Origin of the sequence: Microbacterium sufflavum, assembly GCF_023091155.1 — a bacterium.
In the GTDB taxonomy this organism is placed as follows: domain Bacteria; phylum Actinomycetota; class Actinomycetes; order Actinomycetales; family Microbacteriaceae; genus Microbacterium; species Microbacterium sufflavum.
The window spans coordinates 2,177,936-2,200,259 of record NZ_JAHWXK010000001.1 but is presented as its reverse complement, the minus strand read 5'-3'; the positions used below and the strand labels follow the sequence as shown (position 1 = coordinate 2,200,259).

Here is a 22,324-nt window from a genome sequence, read left to right as displayed (position 1 = left end):
TCGGCCGTCCTAGGCTGGAGGGATGCCTCCGGTCACCCTCACCACCGCCCGCCTCGTCCTGCATGCCCCGACGGAGGCGGACGTCGACGCGATCACCGCGGCCTGCCAGGACCCGGAGATCCCCCGCTGGACGACCGTCCCGAACCCGTACTTCCGGCAGGACGCGGAGGACTTCGTCGCGCTCGTCGCCGACTGGTGGGCGGACGGCTCCCAGACCGTGTGGGGCATCTTCGCGGACGGCGTGCTCGTGGGCGTCATCGGCCTGCACCACATCGCGGGCCACGCCGCGGGTGGCAGTGCCGAACTGGGCTACTGGATGGTCGCGGACGCCCGCGGCCGGGGCTATCTGACCGAGGCGGCCCGCGCGGTGCTGGACTGGGGGTTCGCCGAGCTCGGGCTCGCGCGCATCCGCTGGCAGGCCGTGGTGGGCAACGTGCCGTCGGCACGGGCCGCCCGCGCCCTCGGCTTCCGGTTCGAGGGCACGCAGCGCCAGGCCCTCACGAGTCAGCGCGGCCGCGACGACGGCTGGGTCGCCGGGCTGCTCGCCACCGACGACCGCACCCCGGTCGAGTGGCCCGTGCTCTGACGGCTGCCGGCGAGGCGTGACAGCGTCGGAGGCCGGTGACAGGATGGCTGCATGCCCGAGATGCCGGAGGTCGAAGGACTCGTCGCGTTCCTCGGCGAGCGCGCGGTCGGACGCACGATCACCCGCGCGTCGGTCTCGGCCATCGCGGCGCTGAAGACGTACGACCCGCCCATCACGGCGCTCCACGGCGCGGAGATCACGGCGGCCGCGCGGCTGGGCAAGTTCGTCGTGCTGTCGTGCGGTGCGGAGCTGCACCTCGTGTTCCACCTGGCGAAGGCGGGCTGGCTGCGCTGGTACGAGACCCTGCCGACCACGCTCATCAAGCCGGGGAAGACGCCCATCGCCCTGCGTGTCGCGCTCGACGACGGCAGCGGGTTCGACCTGACGGAGGCCGGTACGAAGAAGTCGCTCGCGGTGTACGTCGTGCGCGATCCGCAGGAGGTGCCCGGCATCGCCCGCCTCGGTCCCGACCCGCTCGACCCGGCCTTCACGCGGGCGGACTTCGCCGGCCTGCTGGAGGGGCGGCGCATGCAGATCAAGGGGCTGCTGCGCGACCAGGGCGTGATCGCGGGGATCGGCAACGCCTACTCCGACGAGATCCTGCACGCCGCACGCATGTCGCCCTATGCGATCGCCGCGACGCTCGACGACGCCGAGGTCGACCGGCTGTTCGCGGCGATGCAGGAGACGCTGCGCGAGGCGGTGGCCGCGGCCTCCGGGAAGCCGCCCGCCGACCTGAAAGACGCCAAGCGCCGCGGCATGCAGGTGCACGCGCGCCGCGGCGAGGCGTGCCCGGTGTGCGGAGACACCGTGCGCAGCGTGTTCTTCGCCGACCGGTCGCTGGAGTACTGCCCCACGTGCCAGACGGGCGGCAAGGTGCTCGCCGACCGCCGCCTCTCGCGCCTGCTGAAGTGAGATCGGCGCCGAGCGCGCCGATCCATGCCGCGGAATGAAATCGCGCCGACCGCGTTGAGTACACTCAGAGCAGCAACGTGCTCCGGGGTCGGTGGGAATCCGAACCGGCGGTGACAGTCCGCGAGCGTCTCGAGTGATCGGGATGCCGATCCGGTGGAACTCCGGGACCGACGGTGATGCGAGGGTGACCTCGCTAGTCCGGAAGGGAGGCAGCACGAGGCGCACGCGTGTGCGTCCGTTCCGCCACCCCTGCGAGAGCCCCGAGGCCGCAGAGAGGACGACGGATGGCAGTGACCGCGATCGAGCAGCGTGCGATGGACCGTGCGCTCGAGCTCGCCGCCCGCGGCCCCCGCGGGGTCAACCCGCAGGTGGGCGCCGTGCTGCTCTCCCCCGCCGGTGAGGTGCTGGCCGAGGGGTGGCACCGCGGCTCGGGCACCGCGCACGCCGAGGTCGATGCGCTGTCGAAGCTCTCGCCGGGTGCCGCGCGCGGGGCGACCGCGGTCGTGACGCTCGAGCCGTGCAACCACACCGGCCGCACGGGTCCCTGCGCCGTGGCTCTCATCGAGGCCGGGGTCGCCCGCGTGGTCTACGCCCTCGACGATCCGGGCGAGGTGTCCGGCGGCGGGGCCGAGCGGCTCCGCGCCGCCGGGGTCGACGTGGAGTCGGGCGTGCGCGCCGCGGAGGCCGAGGCGCTGATCGCCTCCTGGCTCACCGCGAAGCGCCTGGGCCGCCCGCACGTCACGGTCAAGTGGGCGCAGAGCCTCGACGGCCGTGCCGCCGCGGACGACGGCTCCAGTCAGTGGATCACCGGCCCCGAGGCGCGCGCCGACGTGCACCGCCGTCGTGCCGAGGCCGACGCGATCGTCGTGGGCACCGGCACCGTGCTGGCCGACGACCCGGCTCTGACCGCGCGCGACGGTGACGCCCTCCACCCGCGGCAGCCCGTGCCGGTCGTGATCGGCGCCCGCGCGACGCCCGCACACGCGGCGGTGCACCGGCACCCGCACGCTCCCCTCTTCTACGACACCCGCGAGCTGCCCGCGGTGCTCGCCGACCTGCACGATCGCGGCCACCACAGCGTGTTCGTGGAGGGCGGGCCGACCCTGGCCAGCGCGTTCGTCGCGGCGGGACTCGCGGATCGCGTGCTCGCGTACGTCGCACCGGTGCTGCTGGGCGGGGGCCGCCTCGCGCTCACCGACATCGGCGTCTCCCGCATCGACGAGGCGCGCCGGCTGACCGTCGAGGAGTGGGTGCCGCTCGGCGCCGACCTCCTGGCCGTCGCCCGCTTCACAGACCCCCACGCCCCCGAGCAGGAAGGTGCCTGGTGATGTTCACCGGAATCATCGAGGAGATCGGCGAGATCACGGCGATCGCGGAGTCCGGCGACGGCTGGCGGCTCACCGTGCGCGCGCCGAGGGCCGCGGCCGACGCCGTGCACGGCGAGTCGATCGCGGTGTCGGGCGTGTGCCTGACCGTGGTCGACTCGACCGCCGACACGTTCGACGCCGACGTGATGAAGCAGACGCTCGACGTCGCCGCGATCGGATCGGCCGTGGTCGGCACGCGCGTGAACATCGAGAAGGCGATGCCGGTGGGCGCGCGGCTCGGCGGGCACATCGTCCAGGGCCACGTCGACGGCACCGGCGAGGTGCGGGAGGTGCGGCCGGGTGCGCAGTGGAGCGTGCTGCGGATCGGCCTGCCCCACGATCTCGCGCCGCTCGTGGTCGACAAGGGCTCCATCTCGGTGGACGGCACCTCGCTGACCGTGAGCGCCGTGAGCGCGCCCGACGAGGCGGCGCCGTGGTTCGAGGTGTCGCTCATCCCGGAGACGCTCGCCGCCACCACGCTCGGCACCCGCGCGGTCGGCGACCGCGTGAACCTCGAGACCGACATCCTCGCGCGGCACGTCGAGCGTCTGCTCGCGTTCCGCGCCGCACCGGAAGGGGGCTCGCGATGAGCCTGTCATCCATCCCCGAGGCCCTGGAGGCGCTGCGCGCCGGACGGCCGGTCCTCGTGGCCGACGACGAGAACCGCGAGAACGAGGGCGACGTGGTGCTCTCGGCGGAGCTGGCGACGCCCGAGTGGGTCGCGTGGACCGTGCGCTGGTCGTCGGGCTTCCTGTGCGCGCCCATGCCCGCCGACCTGGCCGATCAGCTGAACCTGCCGCCCATGGTCGCGGCGAGCGAGGACGCCCGCTCCACCGCGTACACGGTGAGCGTGGACGCCGCCGACGGCGTGACCACCGGCATCAGTGCGAGCGACCGGGCCCGCACCCTCAACGTGCTCGCGAACCCCGACTCGACCGCGACGAGCATCATCCGCCCCGGGCACGTGCTGCCGCTGCGCGCGGTGGACGGCGGCGTGCGCGAGCGCAGCGGCCACACCGAGGCCGCCGTCGAGCTGATGAAGCTCGCGGGTCTGCGACCGGTCGGCGCGATCGCCGAGGTCGTGGCGGAGGACGGCAGCATGATGCGGCTGCCGGGACTGATCGAGCTGGGCGCGCGTGACGGTGTGCCCGTGATCACGATCGAGCAGCTCATCGCGCACCTCAACGAGATCGACCCCGCGGGGGCGACGCCGGCCGCGCACCGCGGTCGCCGGGTGAGCCTGCGCGCCGACGCGACCGTGCCCACCGAGCACGGCTCGTTCCGGTTCCTCGCCTACAAGGATCGCGTGACCGGAACCGACCACATCGCGGTCGTGTCGGGCGAGCTGAGCGAGACCGCCCTCGTGCGCGTGCACTCCGAGTGCCTGACGGGCGAGGCGTTCGGGTCGCTGAAGTGCGAGTGCGGTCCCCAGCTCGACGCCGCGCTCGACGCGATCGAGCAGGACGGCGGGGTCGTCGTCTACATGCGCGGGCACGAGGGGCGCGGAATCGGGCTGATCAACAAGCTCCGCGCCTACAGCCTTCAAGAGGACGGCCTGGACACGGTCGATGCGAACCTCGCGCTCGGGCTGCCCGCCGATGCGCGCGACTACGCCGCCGCGGCCGGCATCCTCGCCGACCTCGGCGTGTCGAAGGTGCGACTGCTGACCAACAACACCGACAAGGTGAACCAGCTGCGCGAGCTGGGGCTCGACGTGGTGGAGCAGGTGCCGCTGATCGTGGGCGTCGGCCCGAACAACCACCAGTACCTGGAGACCAAGCGTGACCGGATGGGTCACATCATCGGCGAGGCAGAGCTCGCCCAGGCCCTCGCGGCCGGGAAGGACGAGGAATGAGCGGCGCAGGAGCACCGAAGGCCGGGAGCATCGACGGGCGGGGACTTCACGTCGTCGTGATCGCCGGCACGTGGCACGAGACCATCTCGAACGGACTGATCGCGGGCGCGCAGCGGGTGCTCGACGAGGCGCAGGCGTCGCACACGCTCGTGCGGGTGCCTGGCTCGTTCGAGCTCGCGGTGGCCGCGCAGGCCGCGTTCGCCGGAGGTGCCGATGCGGTGGTCGCGCTCGGCGTGATCATCCGCGGCGGCACCCCCCACTTCGAGTACGTGTCCGCCGCGGCCACCGACGGTCTCACCCGGGTGTCGCTCGACGCAGGGCGGCCGGTCGGCTTCGGCCTGCTGACCCTCGACGACGAGAAGCAGGGCCTGGATCGCGCGGGTCTCGAGGGCTCGAAGGAGGACAAGGGCGCGGAGGCGGCCGACGCTGCGCTGCGCACGGCCCTCGTGATCCGGGAGCTGCGCGGCTGAGGTCAGGGCGGCCTTGCTAGCGGCGCAGTACCCCCCTCACGTACGGTGAGGGCATGGAGATCCTGCGCCACATCGTCGTGTTCGTCCACCTCATCGGCTTCGCGGTGCTGTTCGGCGCCTGGGCGGCCCAGGCGTTCGGCGGCAAGCGGCAGATCACCCGGCTGATGGACTACGGCCTGCTGATCGCCGGTGTCGCCGGACTGGCGCTGGCCGCTCCGTGGGGCATCGAGTACGACCTGAACTACGTCAAGATCGGCGTGAAGCTCGTGGTGCTCCTCGTGATCGGTGCGCTCCTGGGCATCGGCTCCGCGCGGCAGAAGCGCGGCGAGGCGGTGCCCTCCGCCGTGTTCTGGCTCATCGGCATCCTCGCGCTGGCCAACGCCGGCATGGCAGTCATCTGGCGCTGACCCGTCATCTGGCGCTGACCCATCCGGCGCTGACCCCCGACACCTCCGCGGTCTGAGCGACCGCGGGGATCATCCGCCGACGATGCGCTCCCACACCGCTGCGGTCGCCGCACCCGCTCCCGGCGTCCCGATGCGCTGACCGTTGCGACCGCCGCGCGCGAACGTCGCAGTGACGGCGGCGGGAGCCACGGCCGGGTCCACGGGGGCCGGAAGCCACACGCACGACCGCACGTGCACGAGGTCGACCGCCGCGGCCTCCGCCGAACCGTCGTACCACCACGGGCCGTCGAGCCGCCCGAGCCAGAGCAGGCCGTCTCCGTCACGGGTCCAGACGAAGGTGCCCTCCGGCAGCGCCACGAAGCGCTCGAGGCGTCGGGCGGCGCGCTCGCCCCAGCGGGCGTCCACCGCCGACAGCGCCTCTGCCGGCGACGAGGGCACCCGCTCCAGCCGTCCTCCCATCCCCACCAGGCCGCGCGTGAGACCGCGCTCGGCTCCGGCACCGTCGGGCACCGCGTCGTCGCGCGAGCGCATCGGTGCGCGGTAGGCCAGCGGCTCCGCGACGACCTCGGGGCCGGAGGCGGCGGGAGGCTCTTTCACGAGAGCGGCACGAGGGTCGCGTCGATGTCGGCGCCGTCGATCACGACCGTCATCAGGGTGCACACGGGCTGACGGCGGCGGTCGGTCGGCGACCCCGGGTTCAGCAGACGCAGGCCGCGCGGGATCACCGTGTCCCACGGGATGTGCGAGTGCCCGAACACCAGGAGGTCGTCGTCGGGGAACGCCGCGTCCATGCGTCGCTCCCGCCCCGCCGCGCCCCCGGTCTCGTGGATCACCGCGACGGACGTGTCCTCCACCCGGAACCGGGCGACCTCGGGCAGCCGGCCGCGCAGACCGGGGCCGTCGTTGTTGCCGAACACGGCGTGCAGCACCGCGGCGCGCTCGGCGAGGAGATCGAGCGTGGCCTCGTCGACCCAGTCGCCCGCGTGCACCACCACGTCGGCCTCGTCGACGGCGCGCAGCACGGCGTCGGGCAGTCGCTTGGCGCGCTTCGGCACGTGCGTGTCGGCCAGCAGCAGCATCCGCGTCGTCATATCGGCTCCCCCGAGTCGTGCGTTCCACGTCGTGTGCTCCGACTCTACGGGGGTGGCGCGCCGCCGGGACCGGGCGGCGTCATCCGCGTTCAGGCAACTCCCAGGAAGGCGTAGACTCGCCCGGGTCCTGGTATACCAGCGGCGTCATCCGAGAAAGAGACCCCATGAGCAGCGCCCCCGCCCCCGCGAATCCCCGCTCGCGCGTCATCACCGCGAGCCTCGTCGGCACCACCATCGAGTTCTACGACTTCTACGTCTACGCGACGGCAGCGGTCCTGGTGTTCCCGACGCTCTTCTTCCCCAGCACCAACGACACCGCCTCGCTGCTGTCGTCGTTCGCCGTGTTCGGCGCCGCGATGGTCGCCCGCCCGATCGGCGCAGTCGTGTTCGGCCACTTCGGCGACAAGTTCGGCCGCAAGGCGACGCTCGTCGCGTCCCTGCTCACGATGGGCATCGCGACCTTCGTGATCGGCCTGCTGCCCACGTTCCAGCAGATCAGCTGGGTCGCGCCGCTGCTGCTTCTCGTGCTGCGCCTCGCCCAGGGCTTCGCGCTCGGCGGCGAGTGGTCGGGCGCGGCGCTGGTCGCGACCGAGAACGCCCCGAAGGGCAAGCGCGCCTGGTACGGCTCGTTCCCGCAGCTGGGTGCGCCCCTCGGGTTCATCATCGCGAACGGCATCTTCCTCGCCATCAACTTCGCCCTGCCCCACCCCGAGGACCCGGCGCTGAAGTCGGAGGCGTTCCTGTCGTGGGGCTGGCGGGTGCCGTTCCTGTTCTCGGCCGTCATGGTCATCATCGGCCTGTGGGTGCGCCTGCGCCTGGTCGAGTCGGACACGTTCAAGAAGGCGGAGAAGACCGGCGCCATCCGCAAGCTGCCGCTGGCCACCGTCTTCCGCCACCACTGGAAGCAGCTGATCCTCGGCACGTTCATCATGCTGGCGACCTACGTGCTGTTCTACCTGATGACGAACTTCACCCTGACGTACGGCACCAAGGCCGCCGACGTGGAGACTGCGTCGGCCGCCGCCCGCGCCGCCGCGGAGGCCACCGGCAAGGACTTCGACCCCACGGCGTTCGCGGCCCAGTTCTACCCGGGGCTCGGCTTCGGCTACACCGACTTCGTGCTGATGCAGATCATCGGCGTGGTGTTCTTCGGCATCTTCACGCTGCTGTCGGGTCCGATCGCCGACGCCATCGGCCGCCGCAAGCTGCTGCTGTGGGTCACGGGCCTCATCGTGGTGTTCGGCCTGTCGTTCAACCTCTTCCTGCTGCCCCAGGCCGACCCGAAGTTCACGGGCGCGCTCACGCAGGCGTTCCTGGTGTTCGGGTTCATGCTCATGGGCACGACGTTCGGCCCGATGGGCGCGCTGCTGCCCGAGCTGTTCCCGACGAACGTGCGCTACTCGGGCTCCGCGATCGCCTACAACGTGTCGTCGATCCTCGGCGCGGCCGTGGCCCCGTTCATCGCCGTGGCACTGTGGGCGGCGGTCGGCGGCGAGCCGTGGCTGGTCGGCGTGTACCTCTCCTCGATGGCCGTGCTCACCTTCGTGGCGCTGATCTTCACGCCGGAGACGAAGGACCACGACTACGAGGACGACCTGGGGCTGGCAGCCTCCGCCGAGCTCTGAGCGCCCGACGACGAACCCCGGAACGGCCGCCCTCCCCGCGAGGTGCGGCCGTTTCCGCGTCTCCGGGCCGCCGTCCGCGCGCGGGAGCGCTCAGAGGACGACGACATCGCAGTACCGCGCCGCGGTCTTCGCCAGCCGGCGGTCGAGCGTGAGCAGCGGGACGCCGAGCGCCTCCGCCAGCGCGACGGAGCCGGCGTCGTATGCGGAGACCTCCTCGCGCAGCGTCCAGATGCGCGGGATCAGGCGGCGCAGCGGGTGGCGGATGATCTGCCCATGCCCCCGTGATCACATGTGGCGCGCATGCGCGGTGTTCGCGATCTGTCGACAACGAGCGTCAACAGAGATTGACAACGGTGGCGCGCGTCAATGATCATTGACGCAGGAGGTGTCCGATGAACACGACCACGATCGCCCAGGCCGAGGGCGGCGAGCCGCTCGCCGAGCTGCACCGCCTGGCCGGGCTTCGCATCGAGATCGCTCGCGCCGAGGAGGCGCAGGTGCGCCGCGCGCGCAACGACGGCTACTCGTGGCAGGCGATCGCCAGCGCCCTGGGCGTGACCAAGCAGGCCGCGCATCGCCGCTTCGGGCGCCACTGAGTGCATACAGCAGCCGCATAGGAAGCGACCGCCCCCGAGTACGGTCGAAGTACCCCCCTCTCCAGATCGAGGTCCCGCATGTCCACCACGGCGACAGCACGCCGACGCCGCCGGGGCGCACAGCCCGACGGCCCGCGCGCCACCTTCCGTCAGCTCCTCCCCTTCCTGTTCGAGCACAAGCGCACCCTCATCGTCGTCGCGATCCTCAGCGTCATCGGCGCGGCGACCTCGCTCGTGCAGCCGGTGCTGGTCGGCCAGGTCATCGAGGCCGTGCAGACCGACGGCACGATCGGGGTCCTGGTATGGCTGCTCGTCGGCTTCGTGATCGTGTCGTCGATCATCTCCGGCTTCCAGCACTACCTGCTGCAGCGCACCGGCACGGCCGTGGTGTACTCCAGCCGGCGCAAGCTCATCGCGCGCATCCTGCACCTGCCCACCGCGGAGTTCGACGCCCGCCGCACCGGCGACCTCGTCTCGCGCGTCGGCACCGACACCACCCTGCTGTACGCCGTGCTCACGCAGGGTCTCGCCGATGCGGTCGGCAGCGCGGTCCTGTTCGTGGGCGCCCTGGTCGCGATGCTGCTGATCGATCCGGTGCTGCTGCTGCTCATCGTGGTCGTGATCGGCGTCTCGGTCGTGGTCGTGGTGTCGCTCAGCGGCCGCATCCGCACCGCGTCGACCGCCCAGCAGGAGAAGGTGGGCGAACTCGCCTCCGGCGTCGAGCGTGCCGTGGGCTCGATCCGCACCATCCGCGCCTCGGGGGCGACCGAGCGCGAGACCGCAGCCGTCTCCGACCGGGCCGCCGAGGCCTACGGCATCGGTGTGCGCATCGCCAAGATCTCGTCTCTCGTGGTGCCGGTCTCGGGCATCGCCCTGCAGCTGTCACTCCTGGTGGTGCTGGGCGTGGGCGGGTTCCGTGTGGCCGCCGGCGCCATCACGATCGCCTCGCTGATCGCGTTCATCATGTTCCTGTTCCTGCTCGTGATGCCGCTCGCGACCACGTTCGGGGCGATCACCTCGGTGAACCAGGCCCTCGGCGCGCTCGGCCGCATCCAGGAGGTGCTCGACCTGCCCACCGAGTCGCAGGACGACGCCGCCACCGCCGCCTCGATCCCCCGCGAGGCCGACGACCCCACGGCGCCCGCGATCGAGTTCCGCGATGTGCGCTTCCGCTACCCCGCGAACGTCGTGGCCGCACGGCAGGCCGCGGCGAAGGCGGCCAAGGATCTGCTCGCCGACGCTCACCTCGACTCCGCCGCGCCGGTGCCCGCCGACGCCGAGGCCGCCGATCACGAGGTGCTGCGCGGCGTATCGTTCGCGGTGCCGCGCGGCGCCCGGGTGGCGCTGGTCGGTCCGAGCGGCGCGGGCAAGAGCACGATCCTGTCGCTCATCGAGCGCTTCTACGACCCCACGGGCGGCTCCATCCGCGTACACGGCCACGACGCCCGCACGTACCCGCGGGAGGAGCTGCGCGCGCAGTTCGGCTACGTCGAGCAGGACGCCCCGACCCTCGCCGGCACCCTCGCCGAGAATCTGCGCCTCGCGTCGCCCGACGCCAGCGACGCCGACTGCGAGCGGGTGCTGCGCGCCGTGAACCTCGGCGACGTGCTCGAACGCAGCCCCCTCGGCGTGGACGCCCCGGTCGGCGAGGACGGCGTGATGCTGTCGGGCGGCGAGCGCCAGCGCCTCGCGATCGCGCGCGCACTGCTCACGGACGCCCCGATCCTGCTGCTGGACGAGTCCACGTCGTCGCTCGACGGTGTGAACGAGCAGCGCATGCGCGAGGCCATCGAGGCGGCGTCCACCGACCGCACCCTCGTCGTGATCGCCCACCGGCTGTCGACGGTCGTCGACAGCGACCTCATCGTCGTGTTGCAGGACGGCACGGTCGTCGGCCAGGGCACCCACGCGGAGCTGGTCGAGTCGACGCCGCTGTACCGCGACCTCGCGCGTCACCAGCTCCTCGCCTGACCGCACTCGAACGGGCAACGCGAAGGCGGGGTGCCGGAGACCACTCAGCCATGGGTTCGTCTCCGACGCCCCGCCTTCGCGGGTCTGGGGGCCACGGGGGCCCGAAGGTGCCGGCTCCCCCGAACCGGCACCGGTCTGGGGGCTACGACGCCTTCGCGAGCCGGTAGCGCAGCGAGGCCAGCTCGGTGCGCAGCGCCGCGGGCACGCGGTCGCCGAAGGTGTCGTAGAACTCCTCGGTCAGGTCGGCCTCGACCTTCCATGCCTCCGGGTCGACCGAGAAGAGCTCCTCCAGGTCTTCCGCCGGCAGGTCGAGCCCGTCGAGGTTGAGGTCCTCCGCACGCGGCAGCCGTCCGATGGGGCTGTCCACGGCGGGCACGGCGCCCGAGATGCGGCGGATGATCCAGTCGACCACGCGGGAGTTGTCACCGAAGCCGGGCCACAGGAAGCGCCCGTCGGCCCCGCGGCGGAACCAGTTGACCTGGAAGATGCGCGGCGCCCGGTCGAAGCGCAGGCCGCGGCCCACCTTCAGCCAGTGCCCGAAGTAGTCGGCCATGTTGTAGCCGCAGAACGGCAGCATCGCGAACGGGTCGCGGCGCAGCTCGCCCACGGTGCCCTCGGCCGCCGCGGTGCGCTCGGACGAGATGTTCGAGCCGAGGAACACGCCGTGCGTCCAGTCGGTGGCCTCCACCACGAGCGGGACGTTGCTCGCGCGACGCCCGCCGAACAGGATCACGTCGAGCGGCACGGCCTCCTCCCAGTCCTCCGAGATCTGCGGGCACTGCGCCGCCGACACCGTGAAGCGCGAGTTGGGGTGCGCCGCCGGACGACCCGAGTCGGGCGTCCAGTCGTTGCCCTCCCAGTCGATCAGGTGCGCGGGCGCCTCGTCGGTCAGCCCCTCCCACCACACGTCGCCGTCGGGCCGGAGCGCGACGTTCGTGAAGATCGTGTTGCCCCACAGCGTCTCGACGGCCGTGACGTTGGTGGACTCGCCCGTGCCCGGCGCGACACCGAAGAAGCCGGCCTCGGGGTTGATGGCCCACAGGCGCCCGTCCTCGCCCGGACGGATCCAGGCGATGTCGTCGCCGAGTGTCTCGACCCGCCATCCCGGGATCGTCGGACGCAGCATCGCGAGGTTCGTCTTGCCGCACGCCGAGGGGAACGCGGCAGCGACGTGGTAGGCCGTGCCCTGCGGATCGATCACGCGGATGAGCAGCATGTGCTCGGCGAGCCAGCCCTCGTCGCGGGCGATCACCGAGGCGATGCGCAGCGCGAAGCACTTCTTCGCGAGGATCGCGTTGCCGCCGTAGCCCGAGCCGTACGAGTAGACCTCGAGCGTCTCGGGGAAGTGCACGATGTACTTCTCGTCGTTGCACGGCCACTCGACGTCGGGCTCGCCCGCGGCCAGCGGAGCGCCCACCGAGTGGACCGTCTTGACCCACGGCGCCCCGTCCGCGATCTGGCGGGTGACGGCGTCGCCCACCCGGGTCATGATGCCGATCGAGGCGACCGCGTAGGCGCTGTCGGTGATCTGCACGCCGATGTGCGAGAGCGGTCCGCCGACGCGACCCATCGAGAACGGGACGACGTACATCGTGCGACCGCGCATCGAGCCCGCGAAGATCTCGGTCATGGTGGCGCGCATCTCGGCGGGGTCCGCCCAGTTGTTGGTGGGACCGGCGTCCTCCTCGCGCTCCGAGGCGATGAAGGTGCGCCCCTCGGTACGGGCGACGTCGCTCGGGTGCGAGCGGGCGAGGTACGAGCCGGGACGCCACTCCGGGTTGAGCTTGATGAGCTTGCCCTCGTCGACCAGCCCGCGCAGCAGCCAGTCGTTCTCGGCGCGGGAGCCGTCGACCCAGTGCACGGCGTCGGGCTGGGTGAGCGCCCGGATCTCCTCGACCCACGCGAGCAGCTCGGCCATCGCGGGGGTGTCGGAGGAGGGGGCCGTGCCGAACGTGCGCATCGTCGCGACGGGAGACGTGCGGGGGGTGATGACTTCGGCCATGGCCATGACTGCTCCTTAGAAGTGTGGGGCGTTGCACCTATCTTCTTCCGCCTCCACCCCGACTTTCGGACAAATCGGGCCGAAAGAATCGATGTTCTTTCGCTACACTCAAAACCATGCCGCCCTCCGGACTCCACCTCACGACGCTCGGTCACCGCATCCGCCACCACCGCCTGCAGAAGGGGTACACGCTCGACGAGCTCGGCGCCGTCGTCGGGGTCGCCGGCTCGCAGCTCAGCCTCATCGAGAACGGCAAGCGCGAGCCCAAGCTCTCCCTGCTCCAGGCGATCGCGCACGCCACGGGCACCGAGGTCACCGACCTCATCTCCGGCGAGCCACCCAACCGCCGTGCGGCGCTCGAGATCGAGCTGGAGCGCGCGCAGGAGAGCCCGGTGTTCCGCCAGCTCGGCGTCGCTCCCGTGCGCGTCACGAAGGGCATGAGCGACGAGACCATCGAGTCGATCCTCGGGCTGCACAACGAGCTGCAGCGGAGGGAGCGCGAGGCGATCGCGACCCCCGAGGAGGCCAGGCGTGCGAACACCGAGCTGCGGCTGCGGATGCGCGCACAGAACAACTACCTGCCCGAGATCGAGAAGCTCGCCGAGAAACAGCTCAAGGCGGCCGGGCACACACAGGGGGCCCTCACCCACCGCACCGTGAGCATCATGGCGGAGAAGCTCGGCTTCGAGCTCATCTACGTCAACGACCTGCCGCACTCCACCCGCTCGGTGACCGACCTCGAGAACGGCCGCATCTACCTGCCGCCCGCCTCCATCCCCGGCGGACACGGCCTGCGCTCGATGGCGCTGCAGGCCATGGCCCACCGCCTGCTCGGGCACACCCCGCCCACCGACTACGCCGACTTCCTGCAGCAGCGCCTGGAGATCAACTACTTCGCCGCCTGCTGCCTGATGCCCGAGACCGCCGCCGTCGCTTTCCTGCAGCAGGCGAAGAAGGACCGCAACCTCGCCGTCGAGGACTTCCGCGACGGCTTCGGCGTCACGCACGAGGCCGCCGGCATGCGGATGACCAACCTGATGACGCAGCACCTGGGCATGTCGCTGCACTTCCTGCGCGTCGACTCGACCGGAGCCATCACCCGCGTCTACGAGAACGACGGGCTGCCGCTGCCGATGGACGTCACCGGCGCCGTCGAGGGCCAGCGCGTGTGCCGCAAGTTCCAGGCGCGCTCCGCCTTCACGCAGCAGAACCGCACGGTCGAGCACCACCAGTACACCGACACCCCGTCCGGGACGTTCTGGTGCTCCACCCAGACCGGCTCCTCCACCGACGGCGAGTTCTCCGTCACGGTCGGCGTGCCGTTCGACGACGCCCGCTGGTGGCGGGGCAGGGAGACGAGCGACCGCGCCGTGTCGACCTGCCCCGACGAGGCGTGCTGCCGGCGCCCCTCGACCGAGCTGACCGAGCGCTGGCAGGGGCGGGCGTGGCCGAGCGCCCGCGTGCACACGCACATGTTCTCGCCGCTCCCCCGCGGCGCCTTCCCCGGCGTGGACGACAACGAGGTGTACGACTTCCTCGCGCGGCACGCGAGCGAGTGATTAAGATATATTCAATTCACTCATTGCCAGCCTCCGAGGGAGCCCCGTGACCGAGCAGACCCCCGCCGCCGACACCGCAGCGACCGAGACGTTCACCTCGCGCCGCCACCGCATCACGGCGGGTGGACGCACGCTCGACTACACGGCGGGCGCCGGCACCGTGATCGTGCGCGACGACGAGCACACCCCGCTCGCCAGCGTCTTCTACACGTCCTACGTGGCCGACCGCGAGGAGGGCGCTGCGCCGCGCCCGGTGACCTTCCTGTTCAACGGCGGACCCGGCTCCGCCAGCCTGTGGCTCAACATCGGCGGCTTCGGCGTCAAGCGCGCCCCCACCAACACGCCGAAGGCGACCCCACCCGCTCCCTACGCGTGGGGCGACAACCCGCACACGCTGCTCACCGAGTCCGACCTCGTCTTCATCGACGCCCCCGGCACCGGTTACTCGCGACTGCTGGGCGACACCGCGCCCGCGCAGGTATGGGGCGTCGACCAGGACGTCGACGCGTTCGCGAAGGCGATCACCCGGTGGCTCACCCTCACGAACAACTGGAACGCCCCGCGGTTCCTGTTCGGCGAGTCGTACGGCACCACGCGCGCCGCGTCCCTCGTGCACCGCCTGCAGAACCAGGGCCTCGACTTCAACGGCGTCGTGCTGCTGTCCACCGTGCTGAACTGGGGCGAGAGCAACCTCGGGGGGCCGCGCGAGTACATCAACCTGCTGCCCTCGTTCGCCGCGACCGCGTGGTATCACGGCAGGGCGCGCACCGAGCACACCGAGCTGGAGCCGTTCCTGGTGGAGGCCAGGGCCTTCGCGCAGGGACCCTTCGCGGCCGCCCTGCTGCAGGGCGACCTGATCCCGTCCGAGGTCGAAGACGAGGTCGCCGCGCGCATGAGCGCCCTCGTCGGTCTCGATGCCGACGACCTGAAGAAGCACCACTTCCGCATCGGCATGGAGCAGTACCGCTACGCGCTGCTCGCCGACGAGGGTCGCGTGATCGGCCGGTTCGACACCCGCTTCACCGCCGAGCACCAGTACGTGGTGGGCGGCGGCTCGCACGACCCCGCCACCGACGACGCCGCCACCGCCGGGGTGAACAGCGCGCACCTGTCGACCTACCGCGCGCACCTCGTCGACGACATCGGCTACACCAGCGACCTGCACTACCGGCACCTGCACAACATGCCCATCTCGCGAGCCTGGGACTGGAAGCACAAGGCGCCGGGCGTCGACGCCCCCCAGCTCGTGCCCGACGTGTCGCTCGACCTCTCGGCGGCGGTGCGGCGCAACCCGAACCTCCGCGTGTTCGTGATGGGCGGGTACTACGACCTCGCGACCCCGTTCTTCGGGCCGGAGGTCGACGTGGCGCACCTGTACCTCGCCCCCGCGCTGCGCGACAACATCCGTTTCGCGTTCTACGAGTCCGGCCACATGACGTTCGTGGACGAAGATGCCATCGTGCGCATGAAGAGCGACCTCGACGACTTCTACCGCGACGCCACCGCGCGCTGATGAGCGCACGCGAGACGACGGGCCGACTCGGAGAGCGGGAGTACGTCGCGCGGGTGGAGGAGCTGCCGCTGCGGCGCTCCGACGGCACGCCACAGGGCACGCTGTCGGCATTCAGCTATACGGTCGACGCACCCGGCCGGCCGGTGCTGTTCCTCACCAACGGCGGGCCCGGCGTCTCGTCGATCTACCTGCACCTGAGCGGCATCGGACCGTGGCGGGCGCGCGTCCCGGTGCACCCGGGCGACGCCGGACAGCCGCCGTACGGCATCGAGGAGAGCCCGTCGAGCATCCTCGACGTCGCCGACCTCGTGTTCCTCGACGCACCGGGCACCGGCTTCGGCACGTTCGCGGACGACGCCGACCGCTCGCTCTTCCGCACCGTGGAGGGCGACGCCGACGCGGTCGCCGTCGCGATCGGCGACTGGCGCGACCGGCACGGCCGCTGGGACGCGCCCACGTACTTCCTCGGCGAGAGCTACGGCACGCTGCGCGCGGCGTTCCTCGCGACGAACCCGCACAGCATGGACACGGCGCCGCTGGCCGGGATCGCGCTGCTCGGTCAGGCGGTGAACATCCAGGAGACGCAGGACCGGCCGGGGAGCATCGTCGGAGCCCTCGCCAACCTGCCCTACAAGGCCGCCACCGCCTGGTACCACGGCACGGGGTCGCGCGGGCACGCCACGGTCGAGGGCGCCATCGCGGACGCCCTCGACTTCGCGCGCGGCGACCTGGCCGCGGCCATGCTGCAGGGCGACGAGCTGCCGGCGGGCGACCGGGACGCGGTCGCCGAGCGGTTGTCCGCCATGATCGGCCTCCCCGCCGACGAGCTCGTGCGCGACCGACTGTGGATCAGCAAGACCGACTTCCGCGAACGGCTGCTCGAGGGCCAGGTGCTGGGCGTCACGGACAGTCGCTACCGCGCCCCCGCCGCCGACCGCCGTGTCGGCGAGCTCGGCCACGACCCCGCCGACACCGCGCTCTCCCCGCGCTACGTCACCGGGCTGTCGCGTCTGCGGCTCGACGTGTTCGGCGACGACTCCGCGCGACCGTACCGGGTCGTCGACACGGAGGCCGGCCGTGACTGGGACTGGCAGGAGCAGGGCGGCGCCGCGTTCCCCACCTATGGCCGACCGTCGCCGTTCCACACCTACCCCTACCCGGCGCGGCTCTCGCGGTGGATGAAGCAGAACCCGCACGCGCGGCTCTTCCTCGGCACGGGCGTGTACGACGCGCTGACCACCGTGGGGGCCGCCGACCATCTGCTGCGGCACTTCGGCCTGCCCCGCGAACGCACCACCTCGCACTGGTACCGGGCCGGGCACATGATGTACAGCGACCCGGCGGTCGCGGCGCAGCTGAACGCCGACCTCCGCGCGTTCCTGACGGCCTGAGGCAGGGCTCAGGCGCTGAGGCGGCCGAGCGCGAGGGCGGCGAGCGCCGCGGCCTGATCCGCGAGCACCGCGTCGTCGAACACGACGGTCGGCGAGTGGTTCGGGGACGCCGTCTCCAGGTCGACCTCGGCGGGGGTGGCGCGCAGGAACAGGAACGCGCCCGGCACCTGCTCCAGCACGAACGAGAAGTCCTCCGACCCCATCACGGGGTGTGCGGTCTCCCACACCCGCTCCTCGCCGAACAGGCCGCTCAGGGTGCTGCACACGTGCGCGACGGCCTGCGGGTCGTTCACGGTGGGCGCGCACAGGATGGTGACGTCGACCTCGACCGTGCAGCCGTGCGCCGCCGCGATCTCCTGCACCAGGGCGGGGATCTCGGTCTGCACGCGGGCGCTGTTCTCGTGCGAGAGCACGCGCACCGACGCCACGAGCGACGCCGTGTCGGAGATGATGTTGCGGGCGGGTCCGCCGGCGTGCAGCTGTGTGACGCTCAGCACCACCGGGTCAAACACGTCGAAGCGCCGCGTGACGAACGCCTGCAGCGCCGTCACGAGCTCCGCGGCCACCGGCACGGGGTCACGCGTGAGGTGCGGGGCCGACGCGTGTCCCCCGGACCCGGTGATCGTGACCTCCACCTCGATCGCGCCCGCCATCAGCGCACCGGGTCGCGTGGAGAACACCCCGAACTCACCGGGGACCACGTGGATGCCGAACGCGGCCACCGGCCGCGAGCCGGTGACGTCGAGCAGTCCCTCGGCCAGCATGCGGGTGGCACCGTCGCCGAGCTCCTCGCCCGGCTGGAACATCAGGAGCACGTCGCCGTGCAGATCGTCGCGACGGGCGGCGAGCAGCTGCGCCGCGCCGACGAGACCCGCCACGTGCAGGTCGTGTCCGCACGCGTGCATGCGCTCCCCGGTGGCGGCATAGTCGAGACCGGTCTCCTCGGTGAGCGGCAGTGCGTCCATGTCGGCGCGCAGCAGCACGGTCGGGCCGGGATGCGCGCCGCGGATGACGGCAGCGATCGAGCTCAGTCCCGCGCCGAGGGTCACCTCGACGCCCAGCGGCTCGAGCGCATCGAGGATCCGCCGCTGCGTGCGCGGCAGTTCGAGCCCGAGCTCCGGATCGGCGTGGATCGCGCGGCGCAGGCCGACCAGACCGGGGAGCAGATCGCGGGCGTCGTCGCGCAGACCGGTGGTGGGGTGGAGCAGGGTCATCAGTGTCCGATCGCGTGCAGGAGGTGGTCGGTGCCGGCGTTCTGGATGCGCGGGATCGCGGCGACGAGGGACTGCGTGTAGGTGTGCTGCGGATTCGAGACGATCTCGTCCGCGTCGCCGTGCTCGACGATCCGCCCCTTGCGCATCACGGCCGTGGTGTCGGCGATGTACCGCACGGCGGCGAGGTTGTGGGTGATGAACAGCACCGAGAGCTCCAGCTCGCGCTGCAGATCGCGCACCAGGTTCAGCACGGCACCCTGCACCGACGCATCGAGCGCCGACGTGATCTCGTCGGCGATGATGAGCCGCGGCTTCACGGCCAGACAGCGCGCGATCGCGACGCGCTGCCGCATGCCGCCGGACAGCTGAGACGGATACTGGTCGACCGTGCCCGGCTTCAGGCGCACCAGCCGCAACAGCTCCTTCACGCCGTCGGCGCGCGCCTTGGCGTTGCCGCTGCCGTGCAGCGCGAGCGCCTCGTCGAGCGTGTCGCCGATGGTCATGCGCGGATTCAGCGAGGAGTACGGGTCCTGGAAGATCATCTGCACGTCGCGGGCGCGCGCGAGGCGCTGCCGCCCGGTCGCCGGTCGCAGCTCCTCGCCGTCGAGCAGCAGGCGTCCGGCCGTGGCCGGCTGGAGACCGGCGATGACGCGCGCGATGGTGGACTTGCCCGAGCCGGACTCCCCGACCAGTCCGACGATGCTGCCGTGCGGCACCGTGAGCGACACGCCGTCCACGGCGTTGAACGACGAGTCGCCGTGCCCGAAGGTCACCACCAGATCGTCGACGACGAGCTCGGCCATCAGCGCACCTCCTGCGTGGTCTGCGTGGTCTGCGACCCGGTGAGCACGACCGGCTCCCCGAGGATGCCCTCGATCGGCACGCCGTCCTGCGGGTGCCAGCAGGCCACGCGACCGCCGTGACCGTGGGCCACCGGCTCCGGGGTGACCGTGCGGCACTGCTCGGTCGCGAACGGGCAGCGCGGAGCGAACCCGCAGCCCACGAGCGGCAGCGAGAGGTCCGGCGGCTCGCCGGGGATCGTCGCGAGCGGCTGGGTGCGATCGGTGTCGAGGTCGGGCAGCGACTCGGCGAGCGCACGCGTATAGGGGTGCGCGAGCTTCTCGGGCGTCGCGAGCAGGCGCACATCCACGTCCTCCACGATGCGTCCCGCGTACATCACCAGGATGCGCTGGCACAGCTCGGCGAGCACGGCGATGTCGTGCGACACCACGATCGCGGCCGCCCCGGTCTCCTCGCACTCGCGGCGGAGCAGCGCGAGCACACGCTGCTGCACCGTGACGTCGAGGGCCGTGGTGGGCTCGTCGGCGATGATGAGTCGCGGCTTGCCGATCTGCGACATCGCGATGAGCGCGCGCTGCCGCATGCCGCCCGAGTACTCGTGCGGGAACTGCCGGGAGCGCCGCTCCGGCTCGTCGATCGCGACGTCCTTCAGCGCGGCGACGGCCTTCTGATGTGCGGCGCCACGGGCATCCCTGGCGTGGAAACGCGGGATCTCGGCGAGCTGCGTGCCCACGCGCAGCGCCGGGTTGAGCGCCGTGAGCGAATCCTGGAACACGACGCCGATCTTCGTGCCGAGCCGCTTCTTCATCACGGCGGGCGGCAGGTCGAGCACGTCGTCGCCATCGAAGCGCAGCTCCTGCGCGGTCACGGCGGCGCCCGCGGCGGACAGCTGGGCGACCGCCATCAGCGCCACCGACTTGCCGCTGCCGGACTCGCCGACGACGCCGACGATCTCCCCCGGTGCGACCGAGAACGAGACGTCCTGCACGGGACGCACCCACCCGGACGGCGAGGGGAACGAGACCGACAGGCCGTCGACCACGAGCAGCGCGTCGTCGTCGGCCACCCGCTCGCGGGCCTCGACGCGCGGCGCGGAGCCCAGCTTGCGCCGGGAGAGCACGCTGCCCTTGCCGTGGCTGCGCAGGTGCGCGGCGAGCGACTCGCCCAGCGTGCCGAACGCCACGCCGGCGAACACGACGGCGACTCCGGGGCCGACCACCGCGGTCGGGTTGGTGTACACCTGGTCGAACGCCTCGCTGAGCATGCGGCCCCAGTCGTAGTCCGGCGGCTGCACGCCGACGCCGAGGAAGCTGAGGCTGGAGAGCGCGAGCAGGCCGCCGCCGATCGACAGGGTGACGTTGACGATGATGGGTTCGGCGATGTTCGGCAGCACGTAGCGCGTGAACTGCCGTCCGCGCGAGACGCCCATCATGCGCGCCGCCGCCAGGTACTCCGATCCGCCGACGCGCGACGACAGCGTCTGGGCGAGGCGGGCGAACGACGGCACCATCGTGAGGCCGAGCGCGATCACCGCGGACGACGAGCTGGGCCCGAGCAGGATCACGGTCAGCATCGCCACCAGCAGCACCGGGAACGCCAGCCACGTGCTGATGACGGAGCTGAACAGGCGCTGCACCCGCGGTCCGAGCACCGACGGGAGGGCACCGAGCAGCAGACCGAAGACGAGGCCGATGACGGTGGCGATCAGCGCCATCCCCAGCGACAGCCGTGCGGCGACGAGCGTGCGGAGCAGGAGGTCGCGCCCGAGGCCGTCGGTACCGAGCGGGTGCGCGGCGCTGGGTCCCTGCAGCAGCGCCGACGTGTCGGTCTGGTTCGCCTGCGCGCCCCAGATCTCCGGGGCGAACAGCGCGAGGAACACCAGCACGAGCACCATGACGGTGCTGATCGCGCCGAGCGGGTTGCGCAGGAAGGTGAGGATCGAGCGCATCAGGTCGTCTCCAGGAGGGTGGTGCGCCGGTCGAGGAGCGACAGCACGATGTCGACCGCGAGGGTGATGACGAGGATGATGGCCGCGTACACGAGCGCGAGGCCCTGCACGATGCCGTAGTCCTTCGTGGCGATGGCGTCGACGAACGCCGAGCCCAGACCCGGCCAGTTGAACACCTTCTCCACGAGCACGCTGGAGGCGACCATGGTCGACAGCAGCGTGCCGCCGATCGTCAGCGTGGCGGTGAGCATGTTGGGCAGCGCGTGGCGGAAGTACACCCACGACGCGGGGATGCGCTTGGAGCGGGCCGTGCGCACGTAGTCGTCGGACAGCGTGTTCAGCGCCTCGACGCGGGCGATGCGCGACAGCGACGCCCACGAGGCGACCGTCATGGCCAGCACCGGCAGCACGTACGACGCGGGGCCCGAGCGTCCGGCCACGGGGAACCAGTGCAGCCCCACCGCGAAGATCACGACCAGTGCCACGCCCAGGAGGTACTCCGGGATCGCGGCGATCACGCCGGTGATGCCGGTGAACGTCACCTCGACGCCGCGGCGTCGGTTGCCCTGCGTGAGGATCGCGATGCCGAGGCCCACGGGCACGGCCACCAGCAGCACGATCACGAACGAGATGCCGGCGAGCTCCAGGGTGGCCGGGAGACGGTTCTGCACGAGCTCCGACACCGACCGTCCGGTGATGAGGGACGAGCCCAGATCGCCCTGGAGGATGCCGGTGAGATAGTTCCAGAACTGCACGATCAGCGGGTCGTTGAGACCCAGCTGATCGCGCCGGGCCTGGACCACGGCCTCGTCGGCCGTCGCGCCGAGTGCGGCGCGCACGGGGTCGCCGCCGGATGCCCTGAGCACGAAGAACGCGACCGCGATGATCACGAACATCGCCACCAGCATGCGCAGCGCGCGGCGGAGGAGGAATCTCAGCCAGGGGTTGCCGTGGCGGCGCTTCCGAAGAAACACCGCCACGGTGTCCGTCCTGGCGGACGCGTGGTCCAGCAT

General features: G+C 71.7%; 20 protein-coding genes and 1 riboswitch. Of the genes, 13 read left to right on the top strand and 7 right to left on the bottom strand.

The genetic code is table 11. From position 1 onward, the window contains the following. Window positions 1-22: 22 nt before the first annotated feature. The 7 genes from KZC56_RS10665 to KZC56_RS10635 all read left to right on the top strand — a co-directional run bounded on the left by KZC56_RS10665 (window position 23) and on the right by KZC56_RS10635 (window position 5,600). Complete coding sequence (locus KZC56_RS10665) at window positions 23-586, top strand: GNAT family N-acetyltransferase (RefSeq protein WP_247638533.1); 564 nt, start codon at window positions 23-25, stop codon at window positions 584-586. Window positions 587-637: 51 nt separating this feature from the next. Next, window positions 638-1,501 carry an Fpg/Nei family DNA glycosylase gene (locus KZC56_RS10660; RefSeq protein WP_136029100.1) on the top strand — a complete coding sequence of 288 codons (864 nt, stop codon included), beginning with the start codon at window positions 638-640 and terminating at the stop codon, window positions 1,499-1,501. 74 nt (window positions 1,502-1,575) lie between these two features. Further along, a riboswitch (FMN riboswitch) is annotated at window positions 1,576-1,720 on the top strand. Between the two features lie 65 nt (window positions 1,721-1,785). Continuing rightward, window positions 1,786-2,829, top strand: a complete 1,044-nt coding sequence (gene ribD, locus KZC56_RS10655; RefSeq protein ID WP_247638532.1) for a bifunctional diaminohydroxyphosphoribosylaminopyrimidine deaminase/5-amino-6-(5-phosphoribosylamino)uracil reductase RibD — start codon at window positions 1,786-1,788, stop codon at window positions 2,827-2,829. Then, on the top strand, window positions 2,829-3,458 hold the full coding sequence (locus KZC56_RS10650) for a riboflavin synthase (RefSeq protein WP_136029096.1): 630 nt from the start codon (window positions 2,829-2,831) through the stop codon (window positions 3,456-3,458). The genes ribD and KZC56_RS10650 overlap by 1 nt, the downstream gene beginning before the upstream one ends. Next, complete coding sequence (ribA, locus tag KZC56_RS10645; RefSeq protein ID WP_136029095.1) at window positions 3,455-4,723, top strand: GTP cyclohydrolase II; 1,269 nt, start codon at window positions 3,455-3,457, stop codon at window positions 4,721-4,723. Before KZC56_RS10650 ends, ribA begins: the two co-directional genes overlap by 4 nt. Beyond that, the gene (gene ribH, locus KZC56_RS10640) at window positions 4,720-5,193 is read left to right on the top strand and encodes a 6,7-dimethyl-8-ribityllumazine synthase (protein ID WP_136044544.1); all 474 of its coding nucleotides are present in this window, start codon (window positions 4,720-4,722) and stop codon (window positions 5,191-5,193) included. The genes ribA and ribH overlap by 4 nt, the downstream gene beginning before the upstream one ends. Before the next feature lie 53 nt (window positions 5,194-5,246). After that, complete coding sequence (locus KZC56_RS10635; protein WP_136029091.1) at window positions 5,247-5,600, top strand: Fe-S protein; 354 nt, start codon at window positions 5,247-5,249, stop codon at window positions 5,598-5,600. Between the two features lie 69 nt (window positions 5,601-5,669). On the opposite strand, the gene KZC56_RS10630 is transcribed toward KZC56_RS10635, so the two are convergent. Together KZC56_RS10630 and KZC56_RS10625 are read right to left on the bottom strand one after the other, a co-directional pair. Continuing rightward, complete coding sequence (locus KZC56_RS10630) at window positions 5,670-6,197, bottom strand: GAF domain-containing protein (protein WP_247638531.1); 528 nt, start codon at window positions 6,195-6,197, stop codon at window positions 5,670-5,672. Then, complete coding sequence (locus KZC56_RS10625) at window positions 6,194-6,691, bottom strand: metallophosphoesterase family protein (RefSeq protein WP_247638530.1); 498 nt, start codon at window positions 6,689-6,691, stop codon at window positions 6,194-6,196. Before KZC56_RS10625 ends, KZC56_RS10630 begins: the two co-directional genes overlap by 4 nt. Window positions 6,692-6,855: 164 nt before the next feature. On the opposite strand from KZC56_RS10625, the gene KZC56_RS10620 reads away from it, so the two are divergent. The 3 genes from KZC56_RS10620 to KZC56_RS10605 all read left to right on the top strand — a co-directional run bounded on the left by KZC56_RS10620 (window position 6,856) and on the right by KZC56_RS10605 (window position 10,883). Beyond that, entirely contained in the window at window positions 6,856-8,316 is a 1,461-nt protein-coding gene (locus KZC56_RS10620; RefSeq protein WP_136029087.1) for an MFS transporter, read from the top strand. A gap of 392 nt (window positions 8,317-8,708) precedes the next feature. Beyond that, on the top strand, window positions 8,709-8,912 hold the full coding sequence (locus KZC56_RS10610; protein ID WP_136044963.1) for an AsnC family protein: 204 nt from the start codon (window positions 8,709-8,711) through the stop codon (window positions 8,910-8,912). Between the two features lie 78 nt (window positions 8,913-8,990). Further along, complete coding sequence (locus tag KZC56_RS10605) at window positions 8,991-10,883, top strand: ABC transporter ATP-binding protein (protein ID WP_247638529.1); 1,893 nt, start codon at window positions 8,991-8,993, stop codon at window positions 10,881-10,883. A gap of 142 nt (window positions 10,884-11,025) precedes the next feature. Here the strand turns inward: KZC56_RS10605 and KZC56_RS10600 are convergent, their stop codons facing one another. Beyond that, complete coding sequence (locus KZC56_RS10600; RefSeq protein WP_205812660.1) at window positions 11,026-12,891, bottom strand: phosphoenolpyruvate carboxykinase (GTP); 1,866 nt, start codon at window positions 12,889-12,891, stop codon at window positions 11,026-11,028. Between the two features lie 110 nt (window positions 12,892-13,001). Here KZC56_RS10600 and KZC56_RS10595 point away from each other — a divergent pair, with 110 nt between their 5' ends. Genes KZC56_RS10595 through KZC56_RS10585 form a run of 3 tightly spaced genes read left to right on the top strand, consistent with a single transcriptional unit; the run spans window position 13,002 to window position 17,348 of the window. Next, entirely contained in the window at window positions 13,002-14,444 is a 1,443-nt protein-coding gene (locus tag KZC56_RS10595) for an XRE family transcriptional regulator (protein WP_136029081.1), read from the top strand. A gap of 46 nt (window positions 14,445-14,490) precedes the next feature. Further along, complete coding sequence (locus KZC56_RS10590) at window positions 14,491-15,957, top strand: S10 family peptidase (RefSeq protein ID WP_247638528.1); 1,467 nt, start codon at window positions 14,491-14,493, stop codon at window positions 15,955-15,957. Further along, a complete protein-coding gene (locus tag KZC56_RS10585; RefSeq protein ID WP_247638527.1) occupies window positions 15,957-17,348 on the top strand; it encodes a S10 family serine carboxypeptidase-like protein in 1,392 nt (463 codons plus the stop codon). Before KZC56_RS10590 ends, KZC56_RS10585 begins: the two co-directional genes overlap by 1 nt. 8 nt (window positions 17,349-17,356) lie before the next feature. Here the strand turns inward: KZC56_RS10585 and KZC56_RS10580 are convergent, their stop codons facing one another. Genes KZC56_RS10580 through KZC56_RS10565 form a run of 4 tightly spaced genes read right to left on the bottom strand, consistent with a single transcriptional unit; the run spans window position 17,357 to window position 22,324 of the window. Next, the gene (locus tag KZC56_RS10580) at window positions 17,357-18,562 is read right to left on the bottom strand and encodes a M20 metallopeptidase family protein (RefSeq protein ID WP_247638526.1); all 1,206 of its coding nucleotides are present in this window, start codon (window positions 18,560-18,562) and stop codon (window positions 17,357-17,359) included. Further along, on the bottom strand, window positions 18,562-19,365 hold the full coding sequence (locus KZC56_RS10575; protein ID WP_247638525.1) for an ABC transporter ATP-binding protein: 804 nt from the start codon (window positions 19,363-19,365) through the stop codon (window positions 18,562-18,564). Before KZC56_RS10575 ends, KZC56_RS10580 begins: the two co-directional genes overlap by 1 nt. Next, the gene (locus KZC56_RS10570; RefSeq protein ID WP_247638524.1) at window positions 19,365-21,311 is read right to left on the bottom strand and encodes a dipeptide/oligopeptide/nickel ABC transporter permease/ATP-binding protein; all 1,947 of its coding nucleotides are present in this window, start codon (window positions 21,309-21,311) and stop codon (window positions 19,365-19,367) included. The genes KZC56_RS10575 and KZC56_RS10570 overlap by 1 nt, the downstream gene beginning before the upstream one ends. Next, a complete protein-coding gene (locus tag KZC56_RS10565; protein WP_136044970.1) occupies window positions 21,311-22,324 on the bottom strand; it encodes an ABC transporter permease in 1,014 nt (337 codons plus the stop codon). Before KZC56_RS10565 ends, KZC56_RS10570 begins: the two co-directional genes overlap by 1 nt.

What these genes read in the sequence shown, in the direction of transcription:
- KZC56_RS10665 (WP_247638533.1), top strand. Translation starts at nt 23, where the DNA reads ATGCCTCCGGTCACCCTCACCACCGCCCGCCTCGTCCTGCATGCCCCG.
- KZC56_RS10660 (WP_136029100.1), top strand. Translation starts at nt 638, where the DNA reads ATGCCCGAGATGCCGGAGGTCGAAGGACTCGTCGCGTTCCTCGGCGAG.
- ribD (WP_247638532.1), top strand. Translation starts at nt 1,786, where the DNA reads ATGGCAGTGACCGCGATCGAGCAGCGTGCGATGGACCGTGCGCTCGAG.
- KZC56_RS10650 (WP_136029096.1), top strand. Translation starts at nt 2,829, where the DNA reads ATGTTCACCGGAATCATCGAGGAGATCGGCGAGATCACGGCGATCGCG.
- ribA (WP_136029095.1), top strand. Translation starts at nt 3,455, where the DNA reads ATGAGCCTGTCATCCATCCCCGAGGCCCTGGAGGCGCTGCGCGCCGGA.
- ribH (WP_136044544.1), top strand. Translation starts at nt 4,720, where the DNA reads ATGAGCGGCGCAGGAGCACCGAAGGCCGGGAGCATCGACGGGCGGGGA.
- KZC56_RS10635 (WP_136029091.1), top strand. Translation starts at nt 5,247, where the DNA reads ATGGAGATCCTGCGCCACATCGTCGTGTTCGTCCACCTCATCGGCTTC.
- KZC56_RS10625 (WP_247638530.1), bottom strand. Translation starts at nt 6,691, where the DNA reads ATGACGACGCGGATGCTGCTGCTGGCCGACACGCACGTGCCGAAGCGC.
- KZC56_RS10620 (WP_136029087.1), top strand. Translation starts at nt 6,856, where the DNA reads ATGAGCAGCGCCCCCGCCCCCGCGAATCCCCGCTCGCGCGTCATCACC.
- KZC56_RS10610 (WP_136044963.1), top strand. Translation starts at nt 8,709, where the DNA reads ATGAACACGACCACGATCGCCCAGGCCGAGGGCGGCGAGCCGCTCGCC.
- KZC56_RS10605 (WP_247638529.1), top strand. Translation starts at nt 8,991, where the DNA reads ATGTCCACCACGGCGACAGCACGCCGACGCCGCCGGGGCGCACAGCCC.
- KZC56_RS10600 (WP_205812660.1), bottom strand. Translation starts at nt 12,891, where the DNA reads ATGGCCATGGCCGAAGTCATCACCCCCCGCACGTCTCCCGTCGCGACG.
- KZC56_RS10595 (WP_136029081.1), top strand. Translation starts at nt 13,002, where the DNA reads ATGCCGCCCTCCGGACTCCACCTCACGACGCTCGGTCACCGCATCCGC.
- KZC56_RS10585 (WP_247638527.1), top strand. Translation starts at nt 15,957, where the DNA reads ATGAGCGCACGCGAGACGACGGGCCGACTCGGAGAGCGGGAGTACGTC.
- KZC56_RS10580 (WP_247638526.1), bottom strand. Translation starts at nt 18,562, where the DNA reads ATGACCCTGCTCCACCCCACCACCGGTCTGCGCGACGACGCCCGCGAT.
- KZC56_RS10575 (WP_247638525.1), bottom strand. Translation starts at nt 19,365, where the DNA reads ATGGCCGAGCTCGTCGTCGACGATCTGGTGGTGACCTTCGGGCACGGC.
- KZC56_RS10570 (WP_247638524.1), bottom strand. Translation starts at nt 21,311, where the DNA reads ATGCGCTCGATCCTCACCTTCCTGCGCAACCCGCTCGGCGCGATCAGC.
- KZC56_RS10565 (WP_136044970.1), bottom strand. Translation starts at nt 22,324, where the DNA reads ATGCTGGACCACGCGTCCGCCAGGACGGACACCGTGGCGGTGTTTCTT.